The following is a 22640-nucleotide window of genomic DNA, read 5'->3' as shown; positions in this document are numbered from 1 at the left end:
TCCGCCGATGACGACCATCCTGCCCGACGCCGCCCTCGACGCGCTTCTGGCGCAGGATGTTCCCTACGGCGATCTGACCACCGACGCGCTCGGCATGGCCGCCCGTCCGGCCCGCATGAGCTTCGCCGCCCGCGGCGCCATGGTGCTGGCGGGGACGGAGGAGGCGGCGCGGCTGGTGGAAAAGGCGGGTGGCCATATCCTGCGCGTCGAGGCCAGCGGCACGGCCGTCGAGGCCGGAACGGTCTTCCTGGAGGCGGATGGTTCGGCCGGTTCGCTGCACCGGGCCTGGAAGGTGGCGCAGACCCTGGTCGAATACGCCTCCGGCATCGCCACCCGCGCCCGGCGCATCGTCGAGGCCGCTCCCGGCGTGACCGTGGCCTGCACCCGCAAGAACTTTCCCGGTGCCAAGGATCTCAGCGTCAAGGCGGTGCGGGCGGGCGGGGCGGTGATGCACCGGCTGGGCCTGTCGGAAACGCTGCTGGTCTTTCCCGAACACCGCACCTTCCTGACCGAGCCGCCGGAGAGCTGGATCGCCGCGCTGCGCCGCAAGGCGCCGGAAAAGAAGATCGTGGTCGAGGTCGGATCGGTGGAGGAGGCGGTGGCCTTCGCGAAAGCCGGCGCCGACGTGATCCAGCTGGAAAAGCTGCCGCCCGACGCCGCCCGCGCGGTGATCAAGGCGACCCGCGACCTGTCTCCGCCGCCGGTGGTCGCCCCGGCCGGCGGCGTGACCGAGGCGAACGCCGCCGCCTATGCCGCGGCCGGCTGCCGGTTGCTGATCACCTCCGCCCCCTTCTTCGGACAGCCAGCCGACGTGAAGGTGGTGCTGGGGCCGGCGTAAGGCCGCAGTCCACGACGGCGCGGCCATCCCAATTCCCGGTTCCGCGAGCTAAGGCGCTTCCGTAATACCTATGCGTGCGCCAAAGTGGCGGCGCGGACGGGATGGCGGAGTGGCCGCCATCCCCGCCGCTTACGAGGAGTGAAGAGGATGATGCAAATCCTCAAGCTCCTGATCCTCGTTCTGGAGATCGTCAAGCACCTGCTTGACCTCTGCCGGTAAGGATCGGGCCGGCTGGCAGGGGATAGCAGCCCCTGCCAGCCAAGCCTGATATTGCCCCATCCATGCCAGCAGTCAACCACCGGTATGGAACGATGCCTAAGCCGCCAGCCCGCCGCCCAGCTCGATGCGGACCTCGACCACGCCGGGCTCGTCCAGGTTCTCCCTGCGGACGAAGCCCAGCGCGCGGCACATGTTCAGCATGTTGGTGTTCTCGCGCAGAACCTCGCCATAGACCTCCTTGATGCCGCGCGAGCGGGCGTAATCCAGGATCTTGTTCATCAGGATATAGCCCAGCCCCTGGCCCTTCATGTCGGACCGCACCATCACCGCATATTCGGCGCGGCGGTTGTCGGGGTCGGCGGTGATGCGCACCACGCCGTACATGATGGTGTCGCCGGTCTGCGTGTCGGGGCCGACGGCGATCAGCCCCATCTCGCGATCGTAATCGATCTGGGTCAGCCGCGCCGCCGCCTGGTGCGACAGCCGCTTCAACGGCGCGAAGAAGCGCAGGCGCAGATCCTCCGCCGTCTGGTTCTCCACCAGATGATGCACCAGCGGCTCGTCCTCCGGCAGGATCGGGCGGACCAGGAACTGGCGGCCGTCCTTGATGGTGATGCGGTCCTCCAGCGCCTTGGGGTAGGGGCGGATCGCCAGCCGCGTGGCGCCGGGCAGGGCCGGCACGCCGACCTTGATGCGGGCGTCCAGCGCCGTCACGCCGTCGGCGTCGGCCAGCAACGGGTTGATGTCCATCTCCGCGATCTCGGGGAAATCGACCACCAGCTGGCTGACCTTGTTCAGCGTCAGCGCCACCGCGTCGAGATCGACCGCCGCGCGCGAGCGGTAGCCCTGGAGCTGGCGGTGGATGCGGGTGCGGCTCATCTGCTCGGCCGCCAGCTTCATGTTCAGCGGCGGCAGGGCCAGCGCGTAATCCTCCACCACCTCGACGCCGATGCCGCCCTCGCCGAACAGCAGGACCGGGCCGAACATCTCGTTCTCGGTCATGCCGACGATCAGCTCATAGGCGTCGGGGCGGACGGCCATCTCCTGCACCGTGAAGCCCTCGATCTTCGCCTCCGGCGCCAGGGCGGCGACGCGGGCCAGCATCGCCTCGGCCTCCGCCTTCACATCCTCGGGGCCGGTCAGGCCGAGCGCCACGCCGCCGACATCGGATTTGTGGGTGATGTCGTGCGACAGGATCTTCAGCGCGATCGGGCCGCCGATGACACGGGCGGCGGCGGCGGCCTCCTCCGGCGTCTCGGCGACGCGGGTCTCGACCACCGGGATGCCGTAGGCGGCCAGAACCCGCTTGGCCTCATACTCGCTCAGCCAGTCGCGCTTCTCGGCGATGGCGCGGGAGATCACCTTCTTGACGGTGATCTCGTCGGGCTGGAAATCCTCCGCCACCGAGGGCGGGGTTTCCATCAGCAGCTCCTGGCTGCGGCGGTAGCGCACCAGATGCATGAAGGCGCGCACCGCATCGGACGGACCGTTGTAGGTCGGGATGCGGCTGTCGGCGAACAGCTTGCGCGCCTCCACCGCCGACTGGTCGCCGATCCAGCTGGTCAGCACCGGGTGGCGGCGCGCCTTGTTGGCCTGCACCGTCTCCGCCACCGCCTGGGCGATGGCCTCGCTGTCGGTCAGGGCCGACGGGCAGTGCAGCACCAGCACCGCGTCGTTGGCGTTGTCCTGCATCAGCGCGTTCAGCGCCTCGGCATAGCGCTTGGGGGTGGCGTCGGCGCCGATGCGCAGAGGGTTGCGGAAGGGGGCGCCGCCCGGCTGCGGCCCCAGCGCCTTGCCGAGCGCCTCCTGGGTCTCATGCGCCAGGGCGGCGAGCCGGCCGCCGGCCCGGATCAGCTTGTCGGTGGCCATCACCCCCATGCCGCCGCCGTTGGTCAGGATCGCCAGCCGGTCGCCGGTGATCGGCACCCCGGTGCCCAGCGTTCCGGCGGCGTCGAACAGCTCGGCCAGATCGTTCACCCGCAGCACGCCGGCGCGGCGGAACACCGCGTCATAGACGGCGTCCGACACCGCCAGCGCCCCGGTGTGGGAGGCGGCGGCCTCCTGCGCCTCGTCGGAACGGCCGGCCTTGATGACGATCACCGGCTTCTGGCGCGAGGCGGAGCGGGCGGCCGACATGAATTTGCGGGCATGGGTGATGCTCTCGATATAGAGCAGGATGGCGCGCACCGTGACGTCGGAGGCGAGATAGTCCAGCAAATCGCCGAAATCGACGTCGCCGCGGTCGCCCAGCGACACCAGATGCGAGAAACCGATGCCGCGCGAGGTCGCCCAGTCGGCGATCGAGGTCACCACCATCGAGCTCTGCGCCACCAGCGCCACGTCGCCCTTGCGCGGCGCGACGGGAGCGAAGCTGGCGTTCATGCCGCGGCCGGGCACCATGGCGCCCAGGCTGTTCGGTCCCAGCACCCGCATCAGGTGGGGCTTGGCCGCGTCCAGCATCGCCTGGGTCTGGTCGGCCGTCATGCCGTTGGTCATGACGATGACGGCCTTGGTCCCGCGCTTGCCCAGCGCGTCGATGGTCGCCGCCACCGTGTCGGGCGGGGTGCAGATGACGCCGAGGTCCGGGGTGATCGGCAGGCTGTCCACCGTCTTGTAGGTCAGCACCCCTTCCACCGCGCGCTCGGTCGGGTTGACCGGCATCACCGGCCCGTCGAAGCCGGCCTGGAACAGGTTGCGGGCCACCACCGCCCCCACCGTGCCCGGCTTGCGGCTGGCGCCGATCAGGGCGATGGAGGCGGGCTTGAACAGCTTGTCGAGGTTGCGAACGGTCATGACCGGATCCGGTGCGGGGAAAGGCGCCGGCTCCAGTGTGCCACGGGCCACCGACGGTTTTTGTGACGAACAGCACAGGGCCGGACTTTCATCCCCGCCATTTGCTGCGCCGCAACACTAAGGTCTGGTATGACCATTGGGCAAGAGGCGTTTCGTCGCGCCGATCACGGCGGACCGGCGCTGGTTTCCCTACCGGGAGGTCCGGCGCCAGGCGTCGGCGGCGACCGCCAGCGACAGCAGCCCCCACAGCACAAGATATTCCACCCCGCCCTTGGCCCAGTACCAGTTGACGCCCTTGGTGGCGAAGATGGCATAGGCGGCCACCACCATGCAGCCGGCGGACAGCAACCCGGCCCAGCGGGTGAAGAAACCGCCGACCAGAGCGACGAAAGCCGCGGATTCGCAGAGGATGGCGAGGCCGAGGAACAGCGGCGCCGGCTCCAGCCCGGCCTTGGCGAAGAAGGCCAGCGAGGCCTCGATGCCGGTCAGCTTCTGGTAGACGTGCGGGGCGTAGAACAGGCCCAGCAGGATGCGCACGATGTTCATCGCCAGCGCCGGCGAGAAGCGGTCCGGCAGTACCGCCGGGCCGATCAATGCCGCGAGCGGCGAAGCGCCATGGCCGACGGGGGTGTTCGCAATGCCTGTGGACATGATCGGTCAGTCCTTGAGATTGGATAGTCCGGCTTCGCTTGGGGGCGGCGGAAGCCGCCGGCCGGCAATGGCCGGTTGAGGGGCTGATGGCGCGATGTCGCGACACGGCCTGACTCTATTTGAGTTCTTTTGTTTCCCTCATTGATTCAGCACAATTCCGCCGGCTTGGATCGGGCCTGAACGGAGTGGGGAGGATCGCATGAAGGTCGGAATCGTCGGGGCGGGCTTCGTCGGCAGCACCGCCGCCTTCGCCATGGTGACCACCGGGGCGGCCAGCGAGGTCGTGCTGGTCGACATGAACGAGGCGTTGGCCCAGGCCCAAGCGCAGGACATCGCCCATGCCGTGCCCTTCACCCATGCCGTCACCGTCCGCGCCGGCTCCTATGCCGCGCTGGAGGGGGCAGGGGTGGTCGTGCTGTCGGCCGGCGTCGCCCAAAAGCCGGGCGAGACCCGGCTGGACCTGCTGGAACGCAACGCCAAGGTGTTCGGCGCCATCATCCCGCAGGTGCTGAAGGCCGCCCCCGACGCCGTGCTGCTGGTCGCCAGCAACCCGGTGGACGTGATGACCCAGATCGCCACCCGCATCAGCGGCCTGCCGCGCAGCCGGGTCATCGGCTCCGGCACCGTGCTCGACACCGCCCGCTTCCGCGCCCTGCTGGCCGAAAAGCTGGCGGTGACGCCGCGTTCCGTCCACGCCCATGTGGTCGGCGAGCATGGCGATTCGGAGGTCCTGCTGTGGTCGGGCGCCAGCGTCGCCGGCCTGCCGGTGGAACAGGCGGCGAGCCAGCTGCGCCGCGACCTGACGGCGGAGGACCGCGCCGCCATCGACGAGGGGGTGCGCCGCGCCGCCTACCGCATCATCAACGGCAAGGGCCATACCGCCTTCGGCATCGGCGGCGGGCTGGCCCGGCTGGTGTCGGCCATCGGCGCCGACGAAGGGCTGGTGGCGACCTGCGCCATGCTGACCGACGAGGTCTGCGGCGTGCCGCGGGTGGTGCTGTCGCTGCCCCGCGTCATCGGGGCCGGCGGCGTGCTCGACACCATCCTGCCCAACCTGTCGGCGGCGGAGGAAGCCGCCCTGCGCCACAGCGCCGAAATCCTGAAGGAGGCGGCGGACGGGGTGGAGCGCCGGATGGGCTGGAGCAGCTGAGGCTTCACCCCACATAGCCGGCCAAGCCCGCCGCCAGCCCGTCGAAGACGGCGCGGCACCGGGGGGTGGAGCGCAGATCCTCATGCATCGCGACCCACATGCCCATCGGCATGTCGAAGGCGTCGGCCAGCACGCGGACCAGATCGGGGTTTCGCCGCGCCAGCGGAACCTGGCAGATGCCGATGCCGAATCCGGCCTCGATGGCGGCCAGTTGCGCCAGATGGCTGTCGGAGCGCAGGGCGAAGCGGGGCAGGGCGACGGCCGGTGCCCGCCGTATCATGGCGCGGATGTCGGGCGTCTCGCGGTCGAAGCCGATCAGGCTGTGCCGGCCGAGATCGGCCGGATGCCGCGGTGAACCGTGGCGGACAAGGTAATCGCGGTGGGCGTGCATGCCGAGCGCGATAATGCCGACCCGCCGGACGACCAGAGCCTGCTGATCAGGCTCCACCATGCGGACGGCGACATCGGCGTCGCGTTGCAGCAGGTCGTCGACGGCATTGGACAGCACCAGCTCGATCTCCAGCGCCGGATGGCGGTGGCGCAGGTCGGCCAGGATCGCCGGCAGGATGCGGGCGCCCACCACCTCGCTGGCGGTCACCCGCACCGTTCCGCGCACCTCGGCTCCCCAGCCCGAGGCCGTGCGCCACAGGCCGGCGGCCGCCGCCTCCAGCGCCTCCGCCTGCGGCAGCAGGGCCAGCGCCGCGTCGGTTGGGGCCAGCCCGCGCGGCGAGCGCAGGAACAGGGAGCCGCCGACCGCCTCCTCCAGCGCCGCGACATGGCGGGCCAGTGTCGGTTGCGTCAACCCCAGGGCGCGCGCCGCCGCCGACAGCGATCCTTCACGGACCACCGCCAGGAAACTGCGGTAGAGATCCCAGCTGGGCGGTGGCGAATTCATCGATATCAGTATAGCGACTCGCCGCGGTTCGACAATTCCGTTCAGCCTGTCTCCGCTCCATCCTGGTTGAAACAGCGATGGAGAGGATCATGGATGGGCAGGCGACCGGCAGGGGCGGGACCGCCCTGGTTCTGGGGGCGACCGGAGGGATCGGCGGCGAGATGGCGCGGGCGCTGGCGGCGCGCGGCTGGACGGTGCGCGGCCTGCGCCGCAAGCCGGCGGCGGAGACACAGGCGGAGTCGCAGGCGGACGGAATCGGCTGGATCGTCGGCGACGCGATGAACGCCGAAGACGTCATGGCGGCGGCCGAGGGGGTGGCGCTGATCGTCCATGCGGTGAATCCGCCAGGCTACCGCCACTGGGACCGGCTGGTTCTGCCCATGCTGGACAACAGCATCGCCGCCGCTCGCGCCAACCATGCCCGCATCCTGCTGCCCGGCACCGTCTATAATTACGGTCCCGACGCCTTTCCGCTGGTCGACGAGACGGCGGCGCAGCACCCGCTCACCCGCAAGGGGACCATCCGGGTGGAGATGGAGCGCCGGCTGCATCGCGCGGTGGGGCAGGGGGCGAAGCTGCTGATCCTGCGTTGCGGCGACTTTTTCGGCCCGCGCCCCGGCGGCAGCTGGTTCAGCCAGGGGCTGCTGACGCCCGGCAAGCCGCCGGCCCGGCTTGTCCAGCCGGGGCGGCGGGGAATCGGCCATCAATGGGCCTATCTGCCCGACGTGGCGGAAACGGCGATGCGGCTGCTCGACCGCGAGGCGGAACTGGGGGACGACGCCCTGTTTCACATGGGCGGCCATTGGGACGCCGACGGTGGCGGGATGATCGCCGCCATCGCCCGCGTGCTCGGCACGGCCTTGCCGGTGTGGCGGATGCCCTGGTGGGCGCTGCGGCTGGCGGCGCCGGTGGTGCCGCTGTTCCGCGAACTGAACGAGATGCGCTATCTGTGGGAACAGCCGGTGCGGCTCGACAACCGCCGCCTGCGGGCCTTCCTGGGCGAGGAGCCGCACACGCCGCTCGATCTGGCGGTGCGCCGGACGCTCGCCGGGCTGGGGTGCCTCCCCGCCGGACCGGCGGAGACGCCGGTGACGGGGAGGCGGGAGCCCATGGTGAAGCCTTAGCCCCGGACCACCTAGCCTCAGACCACCGGACCCGGATTGCCCTTGTTGGCTTCCAGGGCGCGGGCCAGGCCTTCCTCGATCTTCTTGGCGGCCTCCTCGGCGTTGCCCCAGCCGCGGACCTTCACCCACTTGTTCTTTTCGAGATCCTTGTAGTGCTCGAAGAAGTGGGCGATCTGCTCGGTCACGATGGCCGGCAGGTCGGTGTAGTTCTTCACGTCGGTGTAGAACGGGTGCAGCTTGTCGACCGGAACGGCCAGCAGCTTCTCGTCCTCGCCGGCCTCGTCCTCCATGTAAAGGACGCCGATCGGACGCGAGCGCAGGACGGCGCCCGGGACGACGCCATGCTGGCCGACGACGCAGACGTCCACCGGATCGCCGTCACCCGACAGGGTGTGCGGGATGAAGCCGTAGTTGCAGGGATAGAACATCGCGGTGTGCAGGAAACGGTCGACGAACACCGCGCCGGAGTCCTTGTCGACCTCGTACTTCACCGGCTGGCCGCCGATCGGGATCTCGATGACGACGTTCACGTCCCAGGGCACATTCTTGCCCGCGGCGAGCTTGCTCAGATCCATGGTATCGCGTTCCTTCGACTGGCGTATTGCGACTGGCGTATTCAGGGCACTTCTTGTTTTGGCGCCGATGCCCGGTCCGGCGCCACGCGGGGCCGGAGTTTAGGCGGAACGCCGGTCAAGGCCAAGGAACTTGCGCGGGCTCTTGCGCAGGTGCGGCAAAGCGGCAACCCTGGCGGACATGCGCCGTCCGATCCGTCTTCTCCTCGCCCTTCCGGTCCTGCTGGCCCCCCTTCCGGCCATGGCCGAGACGCCACGGCACGGCATCGCCATGCATGGCGATCTGGCCTTGCCGCCGGACTTCAAGGCTCTGCCCTACGTCAATCCGGCGGCGCCCAAGGGCGGCACCATCCGGCAGGCGGTGACCGGCAGCTTCGACAGCCTGCACCCGCACATCGTCAAGGGCGTGCCGGCGCTGGGGCTGGGCTATGTCTTCGAGACCCTGCTGACGCGGTCGTGGGACGAGCCCTTCTCGCTCTACGGCCTGCTGGCCGACCGGGTGGAGGTGGCCGACGACCGCTCATCCGTCCTCTTCCACATCAACCCGAAGGCGCGCTGGCAGGACGGGACGCCGCTGACCGCCGCCGACGTGCTGTTCTCGCTGGAGGCGCAGCGGCGATACGGCACCCCAAACCGCCGCCTGTTCTACGCCAAGGTCACGGCGGCCGAGGCGCCCGACCCGCTGACCGTCCGCTTCGCCTTCGCGCCCAATCCCGGCGGCGATGGCCCCGACGGAACCATCGACCGCGAGATGCCGCTGCTGATGGGGCTGATGCCGATCCATTCCAAGGCCTTCTGGTCCGGCCGCGACTTCAGCCGCACGACGCTGGAGCCGATCCTGGGCAGCGGCCCCTATCGTGTCGCCGCCGTCGATCCCGGCCGCCGCATCGTCTATGAGCGGGTGCCCGACTATTGGGGCCGCGACCTGCCGGTCCGCGTCGGCCAGTTCAACGCCGACCGGCTGGAGTTCGACTATTACCGCGACGATTCCATCGCGCTGGAAGCCTTCAAGGCCGGGCAGGGGGATGTTCGTTACGAAAGCGATCCGGCCAAATGGGCCACCGGCTACGACGGTCCCGCGCTCAGCGACGGTCGCATCGTTCGGGAGGAGTTGCCCAACCATCGGCCGGAGCCGGCGCGCGGCCTGATCTTCAACACCCGCCGGCCGGTCTTCGCCGATGTCCGGGTGCGCCGGGCGCTGGGGCTGGCGCCGGATTTCGACTGGATCGGCCGCAGCCTGTTCCATGGCCTGCTGACCCGCACAGCCAGCTATTACCCCAATTCCGAGCTTGCCGCCGGCGGCCTGCCGGAGGGGGAGGAGTTGCGGGCGCTGGAACCCCTCCGTGACCGCTTGCCGCCCGAACTCTTCACCAAGCCCCTCGCCCCGCCGGACAGCGGCGGAGGCGGCGGCGCCGGCGGCCTGCGCGCCAACCGGCGCGAGGCGCTGCGGCTGTTGGAGCAGGCCGGCTGGCGGGTGCGCGACGGCCGGCTGACCGATGGTGCCGGAAATCGTTTCGCCTTCGAGATCCTCCTGTCCGATCCATCGGAGGAACGGGTGGCGCTTGAATTCGCCCGCTCGCTGGAACCGTTGGGGATCGAGGCCCGCGTCCGCACGGTGGACAGTGCCCAGTTCCAGGCCCGGCTGGATGGTTTCGATTTCGATATGGTCATGCGCTGGTGGGCGTCCACCCTGTCGCCCGGCAATGAGCAGCTCTATTATTACGGATCCGATGCGGCCGGGCAGGAGGGCAGCCGCAACCTCGCCGGCATCCGCGACCCGGTGGTCGACGCGCTCGCCCGCTCCATCGCCGCCGCCACCACGCGGGGGGCGCTGGTCGGCCGGGTGCGGGCGTTGGACCGGGTGCTGCTGTGGGGGAACTACATGGTGCCGCTCTATCACAGCCCGGTCGATCGCATCGCCCGCTGGTCGCGGCTGCGCCGCCCCGCCGTCACCCCGCTCTATGGCCCGATGCTGGAAAGCTGGTGGGTCGAGTAGCCGGCGGCATCGCTTGCGCTCTCCTTCGCCGCACCGCATCATCCCGGCAACGAGAACGTCGACAAAGACGAGACGGGGGAGTTTGCCATCATGTCGACCGCAAAGCGGCGTTTCACCCTTGCCGCCGTCGCGGCCGCCTTCGCCCATTTGGCGCTGGCCGCCGGATCACAGGCCGTCATGGCCCAGCCGCGCACCGACCTCGTCGTCGGCATGGCGCTGGAGCCGCCGCATCTGGACCCCACCGCCGGGGCGGCCGGCGCCATCAAGGAGGTCACCTACGCCAACCTGTTCGAACCGCTGCTGCGCGTCGATGCCGACGGCGCGCTGATCCCTGGGCTGGCCGAGCGCTGGAGCGTGTCGGAGGACGGGCTGACCTATCGCTTCAGCCTGCGGCCCAACGCCAAGTTCCATGACGGCAGCGCCGCCGATTCCGCCGCGGTGAAGTTCACGCTGGACCGCGCCCGCGCCGCCGATTCGGTCAACGCCCAGAAAAGCTATTTCGCCCCCATCGCCCAGGTCGACACGCCGGACCCGCACACCGCGGTCGTCACCCTGTCGCGCCCGGACGGTCTGTTCCTGATCCATATGGCCAGCGGCGACGCCGCCATCGTCGGGCCGGGGTCGGCGGCGACCAACAAGCGGACGCCGGTCGGCACCGGCCCCTTCCGGTTCGACCGCTGGGTCGCCGGCGACCGGGTGGTTCTGGTCCGCAACCCCGATTATGACGGGGTGAAGCCGAAGCTCGACCGCGTGACCTTCCGCTTCATCAGCGACCCCGCCGCCCAGGTGGCGGCGCTGAAGGCCGGCGACATCGACGCCTTCACCCTGTTCAGCACCTATGAGGCGCTGCCCGAGTTCCGCAACGATCCGCGCTTCACGGTGATGGTCGGCTCGACGGAGGGCGAGACCATCCTGTCGACCAACAACGCCCGCAAGCCCTTCGACGATGTCCGCGTGCGCCGCGCCATGGCCCATGCCATCGACCGCAAGACGCTGATCGAGGGCGTTCTGTACGGCAACGGTGTCGCCATCGGCAGCCATTTCCCGCCGCATCGCGAGGGCTACGTCGATCTGACCGGGATGTATCCCTACGACCCGGCCAAGGCGAAGGCGCTGCTGGCCGAGGCCGGCTATCCGAACGGCTTCGACACCACGCTGCGCCTGCCGCCGCCGCCCTATGCGCGGCGCGGCGGCGAGCTGGTCGCCGCCATGCTGGCCGAGGTCGGCATCCGCGCGAGGATCGAGCCGGTGGAATGGGCGGCCTGGCTGGACAAAACCTTCAAGGGCAAGGATTACGACCTGACCCTGATCGCCCACACCGAACCGCTGGACATCGACATCTATGCCCGCCCCGACTACTACTTCAACTACAGGAGCGAGCGCTTCAACGCCCTGAACGAGGAACTGAACCGCACCCAGGATGCGGCGAAGCGCAACGCCCTCTATGGCGAGGAGCAGCGGGTGCTGGCGGAGGATGCGGTCAACGGCTTCCTGTTCATGCTGCCATCGGTGACGGTGCAGAAGGCCGGCTTGGCGGGGATGTGGGTGAACCGCCCGATCCAGGCCAACGACGTCACCGCCGTTTCCTGGAAATAATTTCCTGGAAAGAGCGTCAGCCAAGTAAGGATGGTGCCTGCGTGCTTGCGTTCCTGCTGCGACGGCTGGTCGGCCTGATTGTCACCGTCTGGCTGGCCAGCCTCGTGGTCTTCACGGTGCTGCAACTGGTTCCCGGCGATCCGGCCCTGCTGATGCTGGGCGTCAACGCCCAGCCCGACACGCTGGCCGCGCTGCGCGGCCAGATGGGTCTCGACCAGCCCATCCTTACCCGCTACCTGCGCTGGGCCGGCGCGCTTCTTCGCGGCGATCTCGGAGTCAGCCTGACCTATGCCCGGCCGGTGGCGGAGCTGGTGGCCGAGCGGCTGGCGGTGACGCTGCCGCTCGCCCTGCTGTCTCTGGCCCTCAGCACGGCGCTGGCCCTGCCGCTCGGCCTGCTGGCGGCGGCGCGGCGCGGCCGGGGCGGCGATTGGGCGGTGCTGGGCTTCGCCCAGCTCGGCGTGTCGATGCCCAGCTTCTGGATCGCCATCCTGCTGATCCTGGTCTTCTCGCTGACCCTGCACTGGTTCCCGGCCGGCGGCTTTCCGGGCTGGAGTGGTGGCGTCGGCCCGGCGCTGCATGCGCTGGTGCTGCCCGCCCTGGCGCTGGCGCTGCCGGAGGCGGCGATTCTCACCCGCGTCACCCGCACCGCCGTGCTCGACACGCTGGGCGAGGACCATGTCCGCACCGCCCGCGCCAAGGGGGTGGGGCGCGCCGCCGTCCTGCTGCGCCATGCCCTGCCCAACGCCCTGATCCCGGTGGCGACGGTGCTGGGGCTTCAGATCTCCTTCCTGGTGGCCGGCGCGGTGGTGGTGGAGAATGTCTTCACCCTGCCGGGGCTGGGCCGGCTGCTCTATCAGGCCATCGGCCAGCGCGACCTGATCGTCGTGCAGGGTGTGGTCGTGCTGCTGGCGCTGTTCGTCGTGCTGGTGAACGCCCTGGTCGACATCGCCTGCGCGCTGGTCGATCCGCGCCCCTCCGCCGCGACGAAGGGGGCGTCGCCGTGAGGCGGAAGCTTCCCCTCTCCCTTCCGCTCGGCGCCGGGCTGACCCTGCTGCTGGTCGCCATGGCGCTGCTGTCGCTGCTGTGGACGCCCTATCCGGCGGAACAGCTGCGGGTGATCGCCCGGCTGAAGCCGCCGAGCGCCGCCCATTGGCTCGGCACCGACCATTTCGGGCGCGACGTGCTGTCGATGATCATGGTCGGCGCCCGCAACTCGCTGGCCGTCGGCGCGGCGGCGGTCGGGCTCGGCCTGCTGGCCGGGGTGCCTCTGGGGTTGCTGGCCGCCGCCCTCGGGCGCTGGGGGGATGAGGTGGTGGCGCGGCTGGGCGATCTGGTCTTCGCCTTTCCCGCGGTGCTGACCGCCATCCTGCTGACGGCGGCGCTGGGGGCGGGGGCGGTCAATGTCGTGGTGGCCCTGGCCCTGTTCAACGCCGCCGTGCTGGCCCGCGTCACCCGTGGTGCGGCGCTGGCGGTGTGGCGGCGGCCCTTCGTCGGGGCGGCGCTGGCGCTGGGGCGGGGGCCGCTGTCGGCGACGCTGGTGCATGTGCTGCCCAACATCGCCGGCATCGTCGTGGTCCAGGCCACCGTGCTGTTCGCCGTCGCCATCGTCAACGAGGCGGCGTTGAGCTATCTCGGCCTCGGCATCCAGCCGCCCAGCCCGAGCTGGGGCCGGATGCTGGGCGACGCCCAGACCTACCTGTTCACCGCCCCGTTGCAGGCGGTCTTCCCCGGCCTCGCCATCGCGCTGTGCGTGATGGGGCTGACCATGCTGGGCGACGGCCTGCGCGACTGGCTCGACCCGCGCCACCGCTCGGGGGTGATGTGAGGAGGAGGACGCTGACCGCTCACCCCGCCTGCCGCGTCCGTTCCGACAGTTCGATCAGGTCCATCAGCTCGTTGCTCTTCCAATAGCGCGACTTGCCGACTTCGGTGCGGGCGGTGGCGACGAGGTCGTCGATGATCGTCTGCTCGTCCCCGCCCAGGATGCCGCCACGCTCCAGCCGGTGCGACAGCAGGCGGGTCATGTTGTGGCTGAAGGTCGGGATCCAGGCGCTGACGCGTTGGCCGAACACGCCGGCGATGGCGTTGATGCGCAGAAGATGCTCCATCCGCTCGTCGAGCGGATCGGTCTCCTCGAACTTCATCGCCTTCTCGACATTGGCGCGCAGCTCCTCCAGCAGGGTCTCGCGCCATTTCACCAGATCATAGGTCTCGAAGCCGAAGTCGCGCGACATCGCCTGCCAGCGCCATAGCAGCCGGTTCAGCCAGACGATGTCGCCATGGTCGATCACCGGCTGGCGCCGGGCGGCGGCGGCCTGGCCGGAGCGTTCCATCGCCACCGCGGCGACGCGGCCGCCGATGATCCTGGCCGCCTGGGTCCAGGCGTTGCGGAAGGCCGGCTCGCTGCGCCGGTCCTCCATCAGTCCGGCGGAGATGGCGGCATGGACCAGCTGGTCCAGCCGCTGCATCAGCGCCTCCAGCCGCGCCTTCTCCTTGGCGCTGGGGCGGATGGCGGAACCTGGCACCCGGTCGTTCAGTTTCAGCACCACCGTCAGCGCCGCGGTCAGTGCGCGGGTGACGCCGATGAAATGGCCGGTGAGCGCCGCGGTCATGGCGTCGCCGCGACCGGGATCGACGCCGCTTTGCCGGATATAGAGGGCGCCCACCAGGTAGTTGCGCTTCACCGTCAGCACCGACAACGGCAGCATCTGCGCCAGATCCTCGCCGCAGCGCTCGCGCAGCTGGTCCGTCGCCTCCAGCAGCAGGTCGGCCAGCCGGTTCGCCTCCGCCTCGCCGCCGCAGCTGGCGGGGAAATCCTCAAGCCGGTCGGCCACCGGCTTCACCGCCCCCTCGGCGTTGGTCAGCACCAGATACATCAGCCGCAGCGTGCCGATGTCGATCACCGGCGTCTTTTCCAGGAAGCCCGACATCAGGCGGGTGCGGCGCGAGCGGTTGCGCGACATGCCGGCCAGCAGCTCGTCGACCGCCTTCCTGGTGCCCAGCACGCCGTCGAGATGCTTCACCGAGGCGACGCGCATCCGCTCCTTCATCACCATGGCGACGGGGGAACGCAGGATGCGGTCGATCACATCGCCGCGCGCCATCTCGTCCAGCGTCTCCTGCGCCTCCACCGCCAGCAGGGGGAAGGCGTCGCGGCTCAGCGCCTCCCACAGGGCGCCGACATCGACCCGTTGCAGCATGCCGGGGATCGCCACGCCGCCGTGATACAGCACGTCGTCATCGATCAGGAAGGCTTCGAACAGGTTGGTGAACAGGCGCCGGGCGCGGTTGGTGCGCTGACGGTTCAGATGTTCGATGACATATTGGCGGACAAGCTGGACCCGGTCGGTCGGCTCGCTGTCCATGCCCTCGATCTCGCTCAGCAGGCTGTAGACCAGGGTGGCCGGAAGCCGCGTCACCAGGGCGTCGATCTTCCGCCGCAACTCGTCCTGGCGCAGGTCGTCCGGGTGCAGGTCTTCGGGGCGCGGGTCTTCCGGGCGCACAGTGCCGGTCAGGTCATCGGTCATGCGCGGGCCGCCACGCGATGTTGTGGGAGGGGGAGGCCGCACAGGCTCCACCGCGCGCCATTTAGGACCCAAACGGTAAATTTTTTTGTAACGAAGCGGTCATGCCGCGGCTTCCACCGCCTGCGGGCGGCCGCGGCATGGCGACGGATCAGCCGTTCCGCTGCTTGGCGATCGGCTGCGAGAATTGCAGCTCGATGTCCCAGGGGAAGTGGATCCAGGTGTCCTGGCTGACTTCGGTGATGAAGGTGTCGACCAGCGGCCGGCCGGCCGGCTTGGCGTAGACGGTGGCGAAATGCGCCTTGGGCAGCATCTTGCGCACGATCTCCGCCGTTTTGCCGGTGTCGACCAGATCGTCGATGATCAGCCAGCCCTCGCCGTCGCCGGCCTTGGCGCCCTCGACGCCCTTCAGGATCGTCGCGTTGCGCTGCTGCTGGTGGTCGTAGCTGGAGACGCAGACGGTGTCGATCATGCGGATCTCAAGCTCGCGCGCGATGATCGCCGCCGGAACCATGCCGCCGCGCGTGATGGCGATGATGCCCTTCCACGGGCCACGATCGATCAGGCGCCAAGCCAGCGCCTTGGCATTGCGGTGCAGCTCTTCCCAGGACACCGGGAAATGCTTGTTGAAGGGGGCTTCGGCCACGGGACTGACTCTCCAAGAACAACAGGAGGATTGTATAACCCAGCCGCCGCCGCCCGGCAATCGGGGGCCTTTCGGCGCTCCGGACCACTTCCCATCACGCAGTCGAAAATTCGTAAAAAAACCGCTTGCAGGGCAGGGGGCTGTTGAGTATGTTGCGCGCCTCGACGCCGACGGCCCGCCGCCGCCGCCGAAAGTGAAGAAGACACAGCGCGCCCGTAGCTCAGCTGGATAGAGCATCAGACTACGAATCTGAGGGTCAGGAGTTCGAATCTCTTCGGGCGCGCCATTCTTCCTAAAACAAGGTCAGGTACTGAAGACTGGGCGGCCTCTGGCCGCCTTTGGTGTTTTCAGGCCCGGCTTTTGCCACCCTGCCGCATCGTCTTCTTCAATCCATGGACCAGTTGGATCCATGGATCATGTCAATCCATGGAATGGGGCGGGACCGCGGCCCCGCCCCGCTCGGCTCATACTGCCAAGCGTCAGGCGCGGCGGATTTCCGCCAGGAAGCCGCCGACATCGTTCTTCAGCAGCTCCGCCTGCCGGTTCATCAGTTCCGCCGCCTGAAGCACGTCGGCGGCGACGGTGCGCGACTGCTCCACCGTCTGGGCGAGGTCGGAGATGCTGGCGGAGATGCGGCCGGCGGCGGTCGCCACCTCCTGCACGTTGCGGGCGATCTCGTTGGTCGCCGCTCCCTGCTCCTCCACCGCGGCGACGATGCCGGTGGTGACGCCGTTCATCTGGCGGATGACGGTGGATACCGACCGCACCCCCTCGACCGCGTCCTGGGTCATGCTCTGGATGCGGGCGATCCGGTCGGTGATGTCCTGGGTCGCGCGCCCGGTCTGGGTGGCGAGCCCCTTGACCTCGCTGGCGACGACGGCGAAGCCCTTGCCGGCCTCGCCGGCCCGCGCCGCCTCGATGGTGGCGTTCAGCGCCAGAAGGTTGGTCTGGCCGGCGATGTCGCCGATCAGCGTGACGATGGCGCCGATGGCCTCGCTGGCAGCGGCCAGCTCGACGATGATCTTGTCCGTCCGCTCCGTCCGCTCGATGGCGTCCTGCGAGATGGTGGCGGACTCGGCCATGCGCCGGCTGATCTCGCCGATCGAGGCGGACAGTTCCTGTGCCGCGGCGGCCACGGTCTCGACGCCGGCCGTGGCCTCGTGGGCGGCGGCGGCGACGGTGCCGCTGTCGCCGGCCGACTGTTCGGAAATCCGCGTCACCGCCGCCGAGGTGCCCATCAGATGGGCCGCGGCGCTCTCGACCGAGTCCAGGCTGGTGCCGACCCGGCCGCCGAAATCGCCGCACAGACGGTCGACTTTCTCGGTGCGGGCGGCGGCGGCCTGCTGGGCCGTGATCTGCGCCTGGACCATCTCGGCATGCTGGCGCCCGTTGTCGCGCAGAACCAGCAGGGCCTGCTGCATCCGGCCGATCTCGTCGCCGCGGCCATCGTTCGGCAACTCGACCTCATAGTCGCGGCGGGCCAGCCGGTCGATGGCCACGGTCAGGAGATGGATCGGCCGGGTCACCCGGCGCCACACGATCAGCAGCCCGGCGATCGACAGCCCGATCGCCAGCGCCAGGATGGCGGATTGGACGAACAGCTCGCGCAGGGCCTCATTCGCCTGCCAATCGGCACGGGCGACCATCTCTTCCAGCGCGGTGGTGACGAGGGCGTTGAGCGGCGCCTGGTCGGCCGCCTCGCGCTTCACCCAGACATCGGCGGTGATGTCCGGCTTGCCGCCGGTGGACAGCGCGTCGAGGATGATCTTGCGCCGGGCGCCGCCGGTCTCGAAGAATTTGCTTTTGGCGGCCTCGACGGCCTCGACGATGCGCTTGGAGGTGTCGGGGCGCTTGGCCGCGTCGGTGATCAGGCTCCAGGCGGTGTCGATCCGGCCGCGCTCCTCGGCCACCGCCAGGATTTCCGCCTGGGTCCAGGGCCGGCCCTCGCCGATCGCGGTGCTGGCCGACAGGATTTCGGTGGAGGTGCGCAGCCGGACGACCCAGGCGGCGCGCTTCAGGGCGAGGAGCTGGTCGGTGGTCGGATCGACCAGGGCCATGCCGGCATCGACGGCATCGGTCGCCGCCTGCGCCGCCGCCAGATAGGCGTCGGTGATCTTCGGCCAGGATTCGATCACCGCGCGGTCGCGCGTGGCCTTGGGCATGGCCAGCGCCGTGTCCACCCGTGTGCGCAGCTCGTTCAGGGCGTCATGGCTCGACCGGATCGCCGCCGCGTATTTGCCGAAGACGGCGGGGTCGAGCCGGTCGAGCGCCGCCATGCCGGGGGCGAAGGCGGCCTCGGCCTTCGCCCGCAGGTCGGCCACCGCTTTGACCGTGGCCTGATCGGCCACGGCCTCCGCCCGCAGCGGGACCAGGGTCGTGGCACGTTCCAGCCGCACCGAGCGCAAAGCCTCGTAAAGCTGCTGGCTGGTCGCGGCGAGTGTCGCGACACGGCTCGCGTTGCGTTCATTGCGCGTGGCATCGACGAGGTCCGACAGGCTTGTGAAGACCGCGAGAATGCCGATCGTGCCGATCACCACGCTGAGAACCGCTCTGAGCGATGTCTTCCGAAGCTGAATCATGGGCGTGTCACACTTCATCCGTGTCTGGGAAGATACTGCTTCGTTGCCGGTTGGCGTCGCATCCCCGCTGTGGCGGCCGTTCCCTCTGCAAATCCGGCCATCCCTTGCAACGAACAACCGGGATGGCTGTTCATTGTTTTTCTGTGTGACAAAATCCGGTTACAATTGTTCGTCGCGCATTCATTAAGATAAGGTCCGTCGGGACCGCATCATACTCGGGGGTAACTCTTATAAAGCCTGAATCTTGCGACGATATGTCACGGAAATCAGTGCGGCAATTGACATGTCAGAAAGTTGGCGTTGCCGGTCCGGCAACGCACGGGGGTGAATGGCCATCAGACCGGCAGGCATCATGGGCGCGATTTTTCCAATAAAAGCGCTTGCATACCCGAGGGGCGTTGAGTATGTTGCGCGCCTCGACGCCGACGGCCTGCCGCCGACGCCGAGACAGAAGATGGATAAGGCGCCCGTAGCTCAGCTGGATAGAGCATCAGACTACGAATCTGAGGGTCAGGAGTTCGAATCTCTTCGGGCGCGCCATCTTTCCTAAAAAAGATCAGGTACTTACGAGTGGGCGGCCCTTTGGCCGCCTTTCGTCGTTTTGGGCTTCCCGCGGCCATCTCTTCGCTGCCGCTGCGGGGCGCGGGCGCGCCGTCCATCACCCATCCCGCTGCTTGAAATCACGAGTTTGCGGCTTGCGACGTTCTTCGGCGCAAGCCTCATGCATGAGGCCGCGCAGCCAGCGATGCGCCGGGTCGGCGTCGAAGCGGGGGTGCCAGGCGAGAGAAATGGCGACCGCATCGGTCTTCACCGGCAACTCGAAACTGTGAAGATCGGGGCGCGCCGGCTTGGTGAGATGGGCCGGCACCGCCGCCACATGGTCGGACATCCTGACGATCGCCAGCGCATCGGCGAAATTGGCGACAGCCATCGTGACGGAGCGGGTGAGGCCCAGCGCCGACAGCGCCTCGTCGATCGGCCCCGCGAAGCGGCCGCGCCGCGAGACCGAGACATGCGGGAAGGACGCGAAGCTCTCGGGCGTCACCGCGTCCGTCAAGGGATGGCCGGAGCGCACCACGCCGACGAACCGGTCGTGGAACAAGGCCTGTAAGCGAATCTCCGGCCCCATGATGCCGATGACGCCGACATCGACATCGACACGACCCTCGCGCAACGCCTCGACATCCTCCCTGTCCTGATGGGCGAAGCGCAGCCGGATGCGCGGGGCCTCGCGCGCCGCATGGGAGGCGAGCGCCGCACCGAAGGTGGCGACGAAGCCGTCATTGGCGCGGATGACGAAGGTGCGCTCCAGACGGGAGAGATCGAGTGCATCCTCACCGCGCACCAGCGCTTCAGCTTCCGCGACAAGGGTCCGCAGCCGTTCGCGCAAGGCTTCGGCGCGCGGCGTTGGAACCAGCCCCCGCCCCGCCCGTACGAGAACGGGATCGCCGATGAGATGCCTGATGCGGGAGAGCTGGCGGCTCATGGCCGGCGCGGACAGGTTCAGCCGCTGCGCCGCGCCCACCACGCTGCCCTCCGACAGCAGCGCGTCGAGCGTCACCAGCAGATTCATGTCGAGCGGCGGGGCATGACGCCTGGCCGGGGGAGTCCGGGGCATGGAAGGGAGCCTGTCATCCGTGCATGTTGTGCAATCATATAGTAGAGGCATTGCACTGTATGCAGCAAAGGGCCGGAGCTATCGAAGGAGGACCCTCAACGCTCCCGCAAGGGACGCCTTCGATCGGACCCGACATGCCTCAAACGACACAATCCCCACCCTCCCATCCGCAGGGGGGCGCGCACGGGATATCCCCGGCGCCCGCCTCCGCGTCACACTCCCGTCATCGTCCCGTCCATTCCGGGATGGTGCTGACCGGCCTGTCGCTCGCCATCCTGCTCTCGCAGCTTGGCACCAACATCATCAATGTCGCCCTGCCGACGCTGGTCGTGGATCTCGGCGCCGATTTCGGCTCCGTCCAATGGGTCGTGGTCAGCTACCTGCTGGTCGTCACCGCGCTCATCGTCGGGGTCGGCCGCTTCGGCGACCAGCTTGGCAAGAAGCGGCTCTATCTCTGGGGGCTCCTCGTCTTCATGGCGGCCTCGGTGCTTTGCGCGCTGTCCGGCAGCCTGCCGCTGCTCATCGCCGGTCGTGCCGGGCAGGGACTGGGCGGCGCGATCGTGATGGCGCTGTCCTTCGCCTTCGTCGGCGAGGTCTTTCCAAAGGAGCGGACCGGCTTCGCGATGGGCGTGCTTTCGACCATGGTCTCCTTCGGCATCGCGCTCGGACCCTCGCTCGGCTCGCTGGCGCTCGCCGCCTTCGGCTGGCAGGCGGTATTCTGGGTGAATCTGCCCTTCGGCCTGCTCGCCTTCCTGCTGGTCAGCCGCTATCTGCCCAACGCCGCCGACGCGCCGAGACATCCGGTCCCGGCGGCGCGCTTCGATTGGCTCGGCACGATCCTGCTGGCGCTCACGCTCGGCGCCTATTCGCTCGCCATGACCTTCTCCGGCAAGCGGGGCTTCGACTCGCCGCTGGTGCTGCAACTCGGATTGGGCGCTTTGGCCGGCCTGGTCCTGTTCCTCGCCGTGCAGGTCAAGGCGCGGGCCCCGCTTCTGAAGCTCGCCATGTTCCGCAACGCCCTGCTTTCCCTGAGCATGGTGATGAGCGTGCTGGTCTATGCGGTGATGATGGCCACCCTGGTGCTCGGGCCGTTCTTCCTGTCGAAGGCGCTCGGTCTCGACACCCGCATGGTCGGCCTCGTCATGACCGTCGGCCCGCTCGCCGCCGCGATCATGGGCGTGCCGGCGGGCACGCTCGCGGACCGCATCGGCGCCAGGATCACCATGGTCGTCGGGCTGGCCCTGTTCACCGTCGGCGCCTTCGTGATGTCCTTGGTGTCGCCCGACGGCGGGGTTGCCGCCTACATCGTCGCGATCCTGTTCATCAGCGTCGGTCTCGCCTTCTTCCAGACGCCGAACAACACCGCCGTCATGGCCGACGCGCGGCCCGAACAGCGTGGTCTCGTCTCCGGCCTGCTGGCGCTGGCCCGCAATCTCGGCCTCATCACCGGCGCTTCGCTGATGGGCGCGCTCTTCGCCCATGCCGTGGGCGGCGATACCGCGACCGCCACTCCCGCCATGGTGACGGACGGCATGCGCTTCGCCTTCCGCGTCTCGGCGGCCATGGCGGCGGCGGCCTTGCTTCTCTCCCTCACCACCCTTCGCCGCCACCGGCGCCACGCCTGATCCTCCAGTCCAGGGAGCACGCACATGCAGGACCGCAAGCCACCATCGTCGGGCGCCGAGCGCCCGGTCCCGTCCGACCGCAGACTCCGGGTGGCGGAGGTGCTGAGGACGGCTCCCGTCACTCCGCACATGCGGCGCGTCACCTTCGCATCCACGGCGTTGATGGATTTTCCCGCCCGGCACCCGGCGCAATGGGTCAAGCTCTTCGTGCCGACGCCGCAAGGCGACAAACCGAGCGGGCGCGCCTACACCATCCGCCAGTTCCGCGAGGAGCTGTGCGAGATGGACATCGATTTCGTTCTCCACGGCGACGGCCCGTGCTCGTCCTGGGCACGGACGGCGGTCCCCGGCGACGTGGTGCAGATCGCCGGGCCGCGCAGCGGCTTCCGCCTCGATCCGGAGATCTCGCATCTGCTGATCGGCGGCGACGAGACCGCGCTTCCCGCCATCGGCGCGATCCTCGAATCCCTGCCGGCCGGCCTCTCCGCCACTGTCTTCGTCGAAATTCCCGAAGACGCCGATGCGCAGACCATCCGCTCGAAGGCCGATGTCGGGATCACCTGGCTTCCCCGCAGGCTTCCCCGCGCCGGCCGGGACACCGGCGCCGCGGCCGATCTCGCCGGGGCGATGACGGGGGCGGATCTGCCGGAGGGGAATTGCGGAGTCTGGTTCGCGGCGGAAGCCTCCATCGTCCGAACCGTCCGGCGCCATTTTCAGCAAGACCGCGCCATGCCACGCCATCGCCTCACCATGTCCGGCTATTGGAAGAGGGGCGAGACCGACTTCCGCGACGGCGAGGGAGACCAGTGATACC

17 protein-coding genes and 2 tRNA genes are annotated in these 22640 nt (G+C 69.1%); 11 read left to right on the top strand and 8 right to left on the bottom strand.

All coding sequences use genetic code 11. The annotated features are described in order from the left end of the window. The first annotated feature begins 7 nt into the window (after positions 1-7). Positions 8-838, top strand: a complete 831-nt coding sequence (modD, locus tag AZL_RS14365; RefSeq protein ID WP_012975248.1) for a ModD protein — start codon at positions 8-10, stop codon at positions 836-838. 315 nt (positions 839-1153) lie between these two features. Here modD and AZL_RS14360 read toward each other — a convergent pair whose 3' ends face one another. Then, positions 1154-3850, bottom strand: a complete 2697-nt coding sequence (locus AZL_RS14360) for a bifunctional acetate--CoA ligase family protein/GNAT family N-acetyltransferase (RefSeq protein ID WP_012975247.1) — start codon at positions 3848-3850, stop codon at positions 1154-1156. 189 nt (positions 3851-4039) lie between these two features. Continuing rightward, positions 4040-4501 (bottom strand): DoxX family protein, encoded by a 462-nt coding sequence (locus tag AZL_RS14355; protein ID WP_012975246.1) that lies wholly within the window; start codon positions 4499-4501, stop codon positions 4040-4042. A gap of 199 nt (positions 4502-4700) precedes the next feature. Here AZL_RS14355 and AZL_RS14350 point away from each other — a divergent pair, with 199 nt between their 5' ends. Further along, positions 4701-5651, top strand: a complete 951-nt coding sequence (locus AZL_RS14350; protein ID WP_012975245.1) for an L-lactate dehydrogenase — start codon at positions 4701-4703, stop codon at positions 5649-5651. 4 nt (positions 5652-5655) lie between these two features. Here AZL_RS14350 and AZL_RS14345 read toward each other — a convergent pair whose 3' ends face one another. After that, positions 5656-6546, bottom strand: a complete 891-nt coding sequence (locus AZL_RS14345) for a LysR family transcriptional regulator (protein ID WP_012975244.1) — start codon at positions 6544-6546, stop codon at positions 5656-5658. 89 nt (positions 6547-6635) lie between these two features. Here AZL_RS14345 and AZL_RS14340 point away from each other — a divergent pair, with 89 nt between their 5' ends. Further along, on the top strand, positions 6636-7670 hold the full coding sequence (locus AZL_RS14340) for an NAD(P)H-binding protein (protein ID WP_042443227.1): 1035 nt from the start codon (positions 6636-6638) through the stop codon (positions 7668-7670). 17 nt (positions 7671-7687) lie between these two features. Here the strand turns inward: AZL_RS14340 and ppa are convergent, their stop codons facing one another. After that, the gene (ppa, locus tag AZL_RS14335; protein WP_012975242.1) at positions 7688-8245 is read right to left on the bottom strand and encodes an inorganic diphosphatase; all 558 of its coding nucleotides are present in this window, start codon (positions 8243-8245) and stop codon (positions 7688-7690) included. Positions 8246-8423: 178 nt separating this feature from the next. On the opposite strand from ppa, the gene AZL_RS14330 reads away from it, so the two are divergent. The 4 genes from AZL_RS14330 (at position 8424) to AZL_RS14315 (ending at position 13659) form a co-directional block, all read left to right on the top strand. Then, complete coding sequence (locus AZL_RS14330; protein ID WP_012975241.1) at positions 8424-10238, top strand: extracellular solute-binding protein; 1815 nt, start codon at positions 8424-8426, stop codon at positions 10236-10238. A gap of 90 nt (positions 10239-10328) precedes the next feature. Further along, positions 10329-11834 carry an ABC transporter substrate-binding protein gene (locus AZL_RS14325; RefSeq protein ID WP_012975240.1) on the top strand — a complete coding sequence of 502 codons (1506 nt, stop codon included), beginning with the start codon at positions 10329-10331 and terminating at the stop codon, positions 11832-11834. A gap of 41 nt (positions 11835-11875) precedes the next feature. Next, positions 11876-12838, top strand: a complete 963-nt coding sequence (locus AZL_RS14320; RefSeq protein WP_012975239.1) for an ABC transporter permease — start codon at positions 11876-11878, stop codon at positions 12836-12838. Then, positions 12835-13659, top strand: a complete 825-nt coding sequence (locus tag AZL_RS14315; protein ID WP_012975238.1) for an ABC transporter permease — start codon at positions 12835-12837, stop codon at positions 13657-13659. The genes AZL_RS14320 and AZL_RS14315 overlap by 4 nt, the downstream gene beginning before the upstream one ends. 19 nt (positions 13660-13678) lie before the next feature. Here AZL_RS14315 and AZL_RS14310 read toward each other — a convergent pair whose 3' ends face one another. Continuing rightward, positions 13679-15361 (bottom strand): hypothetical protein, encoded by a 1683-nt coding sequence (locus AZL_RS14310; RefSeq protein ID WP_042443224.1) that lies wholly within the window; start codon positions 15359-15361, stop codon positions 13679-13681. Positions 15362-15509: 148 nt separating this feature from the next. Next, positions 15510-16004, bottom strand: a complete 495-nt coding sequence (gene gpt / locus AZL_RS14305; protein ID WP_012975236.1) for a xanthine phosphoribosyltransferase — start codon at positions 16002-16004, stop codon at positions 15510-15512. Positions 16005-16213: 209 nt separating this feature from the next. Between gpt and AZL_RS14300 the strand changes: the two genes are divergently transcribed. After that, positions 16214-16290 (top strand) — tRNA-Arg (locus tag AZL_RS14300). Between the two features lie 193 nt (positions 16291-16483). Here the strand turns inward: AZL_RS14300 and AZL_RS14295 are convergent. Next, the gene (locus AZL_RS14295; RefSeq protein WP_042443222.1) at positions 16484-18583 is read right to left on the bottom strand and encodes a methyl-accepting chemotaxis protein; all 2100 of its coding nucleotides are present in this window, start codon (positions 18581-18583) and stop codon (positions 16484-16486) included. A 463-nt stretch (positions 18584-19046) separates the two neighbouring features. Between AZL_RS14295 and AZL_RS14290 the strand changes: the two genes are divergently transcribed. Further along, a tRNA-Arg gene (locus AZL_RS14290) sits at positions 19047-19123 on the top strand. A 118-nt stretch (positions 19124-19241) separates the two neighbouring features. Here AZL_RS14290 and AZL_RS14285 read toward each other — a convergent pair. Then, positions 19242-20201 carry a LysR family transcriptional regulator gene (locus tag AZL_RS14285; protein ID WP_012975234.1) on the bottom strand — a complete coding sequence of 320 codons (960 nt, stop codon included), beginning with the start codon at positions 20199-20201 and terminating at the stop codon, positions 19242-19244. Between the two features lie 245 nt (positions 20202-20446). Between AZL_RS14285 and AZL_RS14280 the strand changes: the two genes are divergently transcribed. Both AZL_RS14280 and AZL_RS14275 read left to right on the top strand, forming a co-directional pair. Beyond that, positions 20447-21826: an MFS transporter gene (locus tag AZL_RS14280; RefSeq protein ID WP_158305980.1), complete on the top strand. Its 1380-nt coding sequence runs from the start codon at positions 20447-20449 to the stop codon at positions 21824-21826. Positions 21827-21850: 24 nt separating this feature from the next. After that, positions 21851-22636, top strand: coding sequence for a siderophore-interacting protein (locus AZL_RS14275; protein WP_012975232.1), 786 nt, complete (start codon positions 21851-21853; stop codon positions 22634-22636). The last annotated feature ends 4 nt before the right edge of the window (positions 22637-22640 follow it).

This window comes from Azospirillum sp. B510, assembly GCF_000010725.1.
Taxonomy (GTDB): Bacteria; Pseudomonadota; Alphaproteobacteria; order Azospirillales; family Azospirillaceae; genus Azospirillum; species Azospirillum lipoferum_B.
This window is presented reverse-complemented; position numbering and strand designations above follow the sequence as displayed.

Excerpts from the sequence above, each read along its gene's own strand:
- modD (WP_012975248.1), top strand. The coding sequence starts at position 8 with ATGACGACCATCCTGCCCGACGCCGCCCTCGACGCGCTTCTGGCGCAG.
- AZL_RS14360 (WP_012975247.1), bottom strand. The coding sequence starts at position 3,850 with ATGACCGTTCGCAACCTCGACAAGCTGTTCAAGCCCGCCTCCATCGCC.
- AZL_RS14355 (WP_012975246.1), bottom strand. The coding sequence starts at position 4,501 with ATGTCCACAGGCATTGCGAACACCCCCGTCGGCCATGGCGCTTCGCCG.
- AZL_RS14350 (WP_012975245.1), top strand. The coding sequence starts at position 4,701 with ATGAAGGTCGGAATCGTCGGGGCGGGCTTCGTCGGCAGCACCGCCGCC.
- AZL_RS14345 (WP_012975244.1), bottom strand. The coding sequence starts at position 6,546 with ATGAATTCGCCACCGCCCAGCTGGGATCTCTACCGCAGTTTCCTGGCG.
- AZL_RS14340 (WP_042443227.1), top strand. The coding sequence starts at position 6,636 with ATGGATGGGCAGGCGACCGGCAGGGGCGGGACCGCCCTGGTTCTGGGG.
- ppa (WP_012975242.1), bottom strand. The coding sequence starts at position 8,245 with ATGGATCTGAGCAAGCTCGCCGCGGGCAAGAATGTGCCCTGGGACGTG.
- AZL_RS14330 (WP_012975241.1), top strand. The coding sequence starts at position 8,424 with ATGCGCCGTCCGATCCGTCTTCTCCTCGCCCTTCCGGTCCTGCTGGCC.
- AZL_RS14325 (WP_012975240.1), top strand. The coding sequence starts at position 10,329 with ATGTCGACCGCAAAGCGGCGTTTCACCCTTGCCGCCGTCGCGGCCGCC.
- AZL_RS14310 (WP_042443224.1), bottom strand. The coding sequence starts at position 15,361 with ATGACCGATGACCTGACCGGCACTGTGCGCCCGGAAGACCCGCGCCCC.
- AZL_RS14295 (WP_042443222.1), bottom strand. The coding sequence starts at position 18,583 with ATGATTCAGCTTCGGAAGACATCGCTCAGAGCGGTTCTCAGCGTGGTG.
- AZL_RS14285 (WP_012975234.1), bottom strand. The coding sequence starts at position 20,201 with ATGCCCCGGACTCCCCCGGCCAGGCGTCATGCCCCGCCGCTCGACATG.
- AZL_RS14280 (WP_158305980.1), top strand. The coding sequence starts at position 20,447 with ATGGTGCTGACCGGCCTGTCGCTCGCCATCCTGCTCTCGCAGCTTGGC.
- AZL_RS14275 (WP_012975232.1), top strand. The coding sequence starts at position 21,851 with ATGCAGGACCGCAAGCCACCATCGTCGGGCGCCGAGCGCCCGGTCCCG.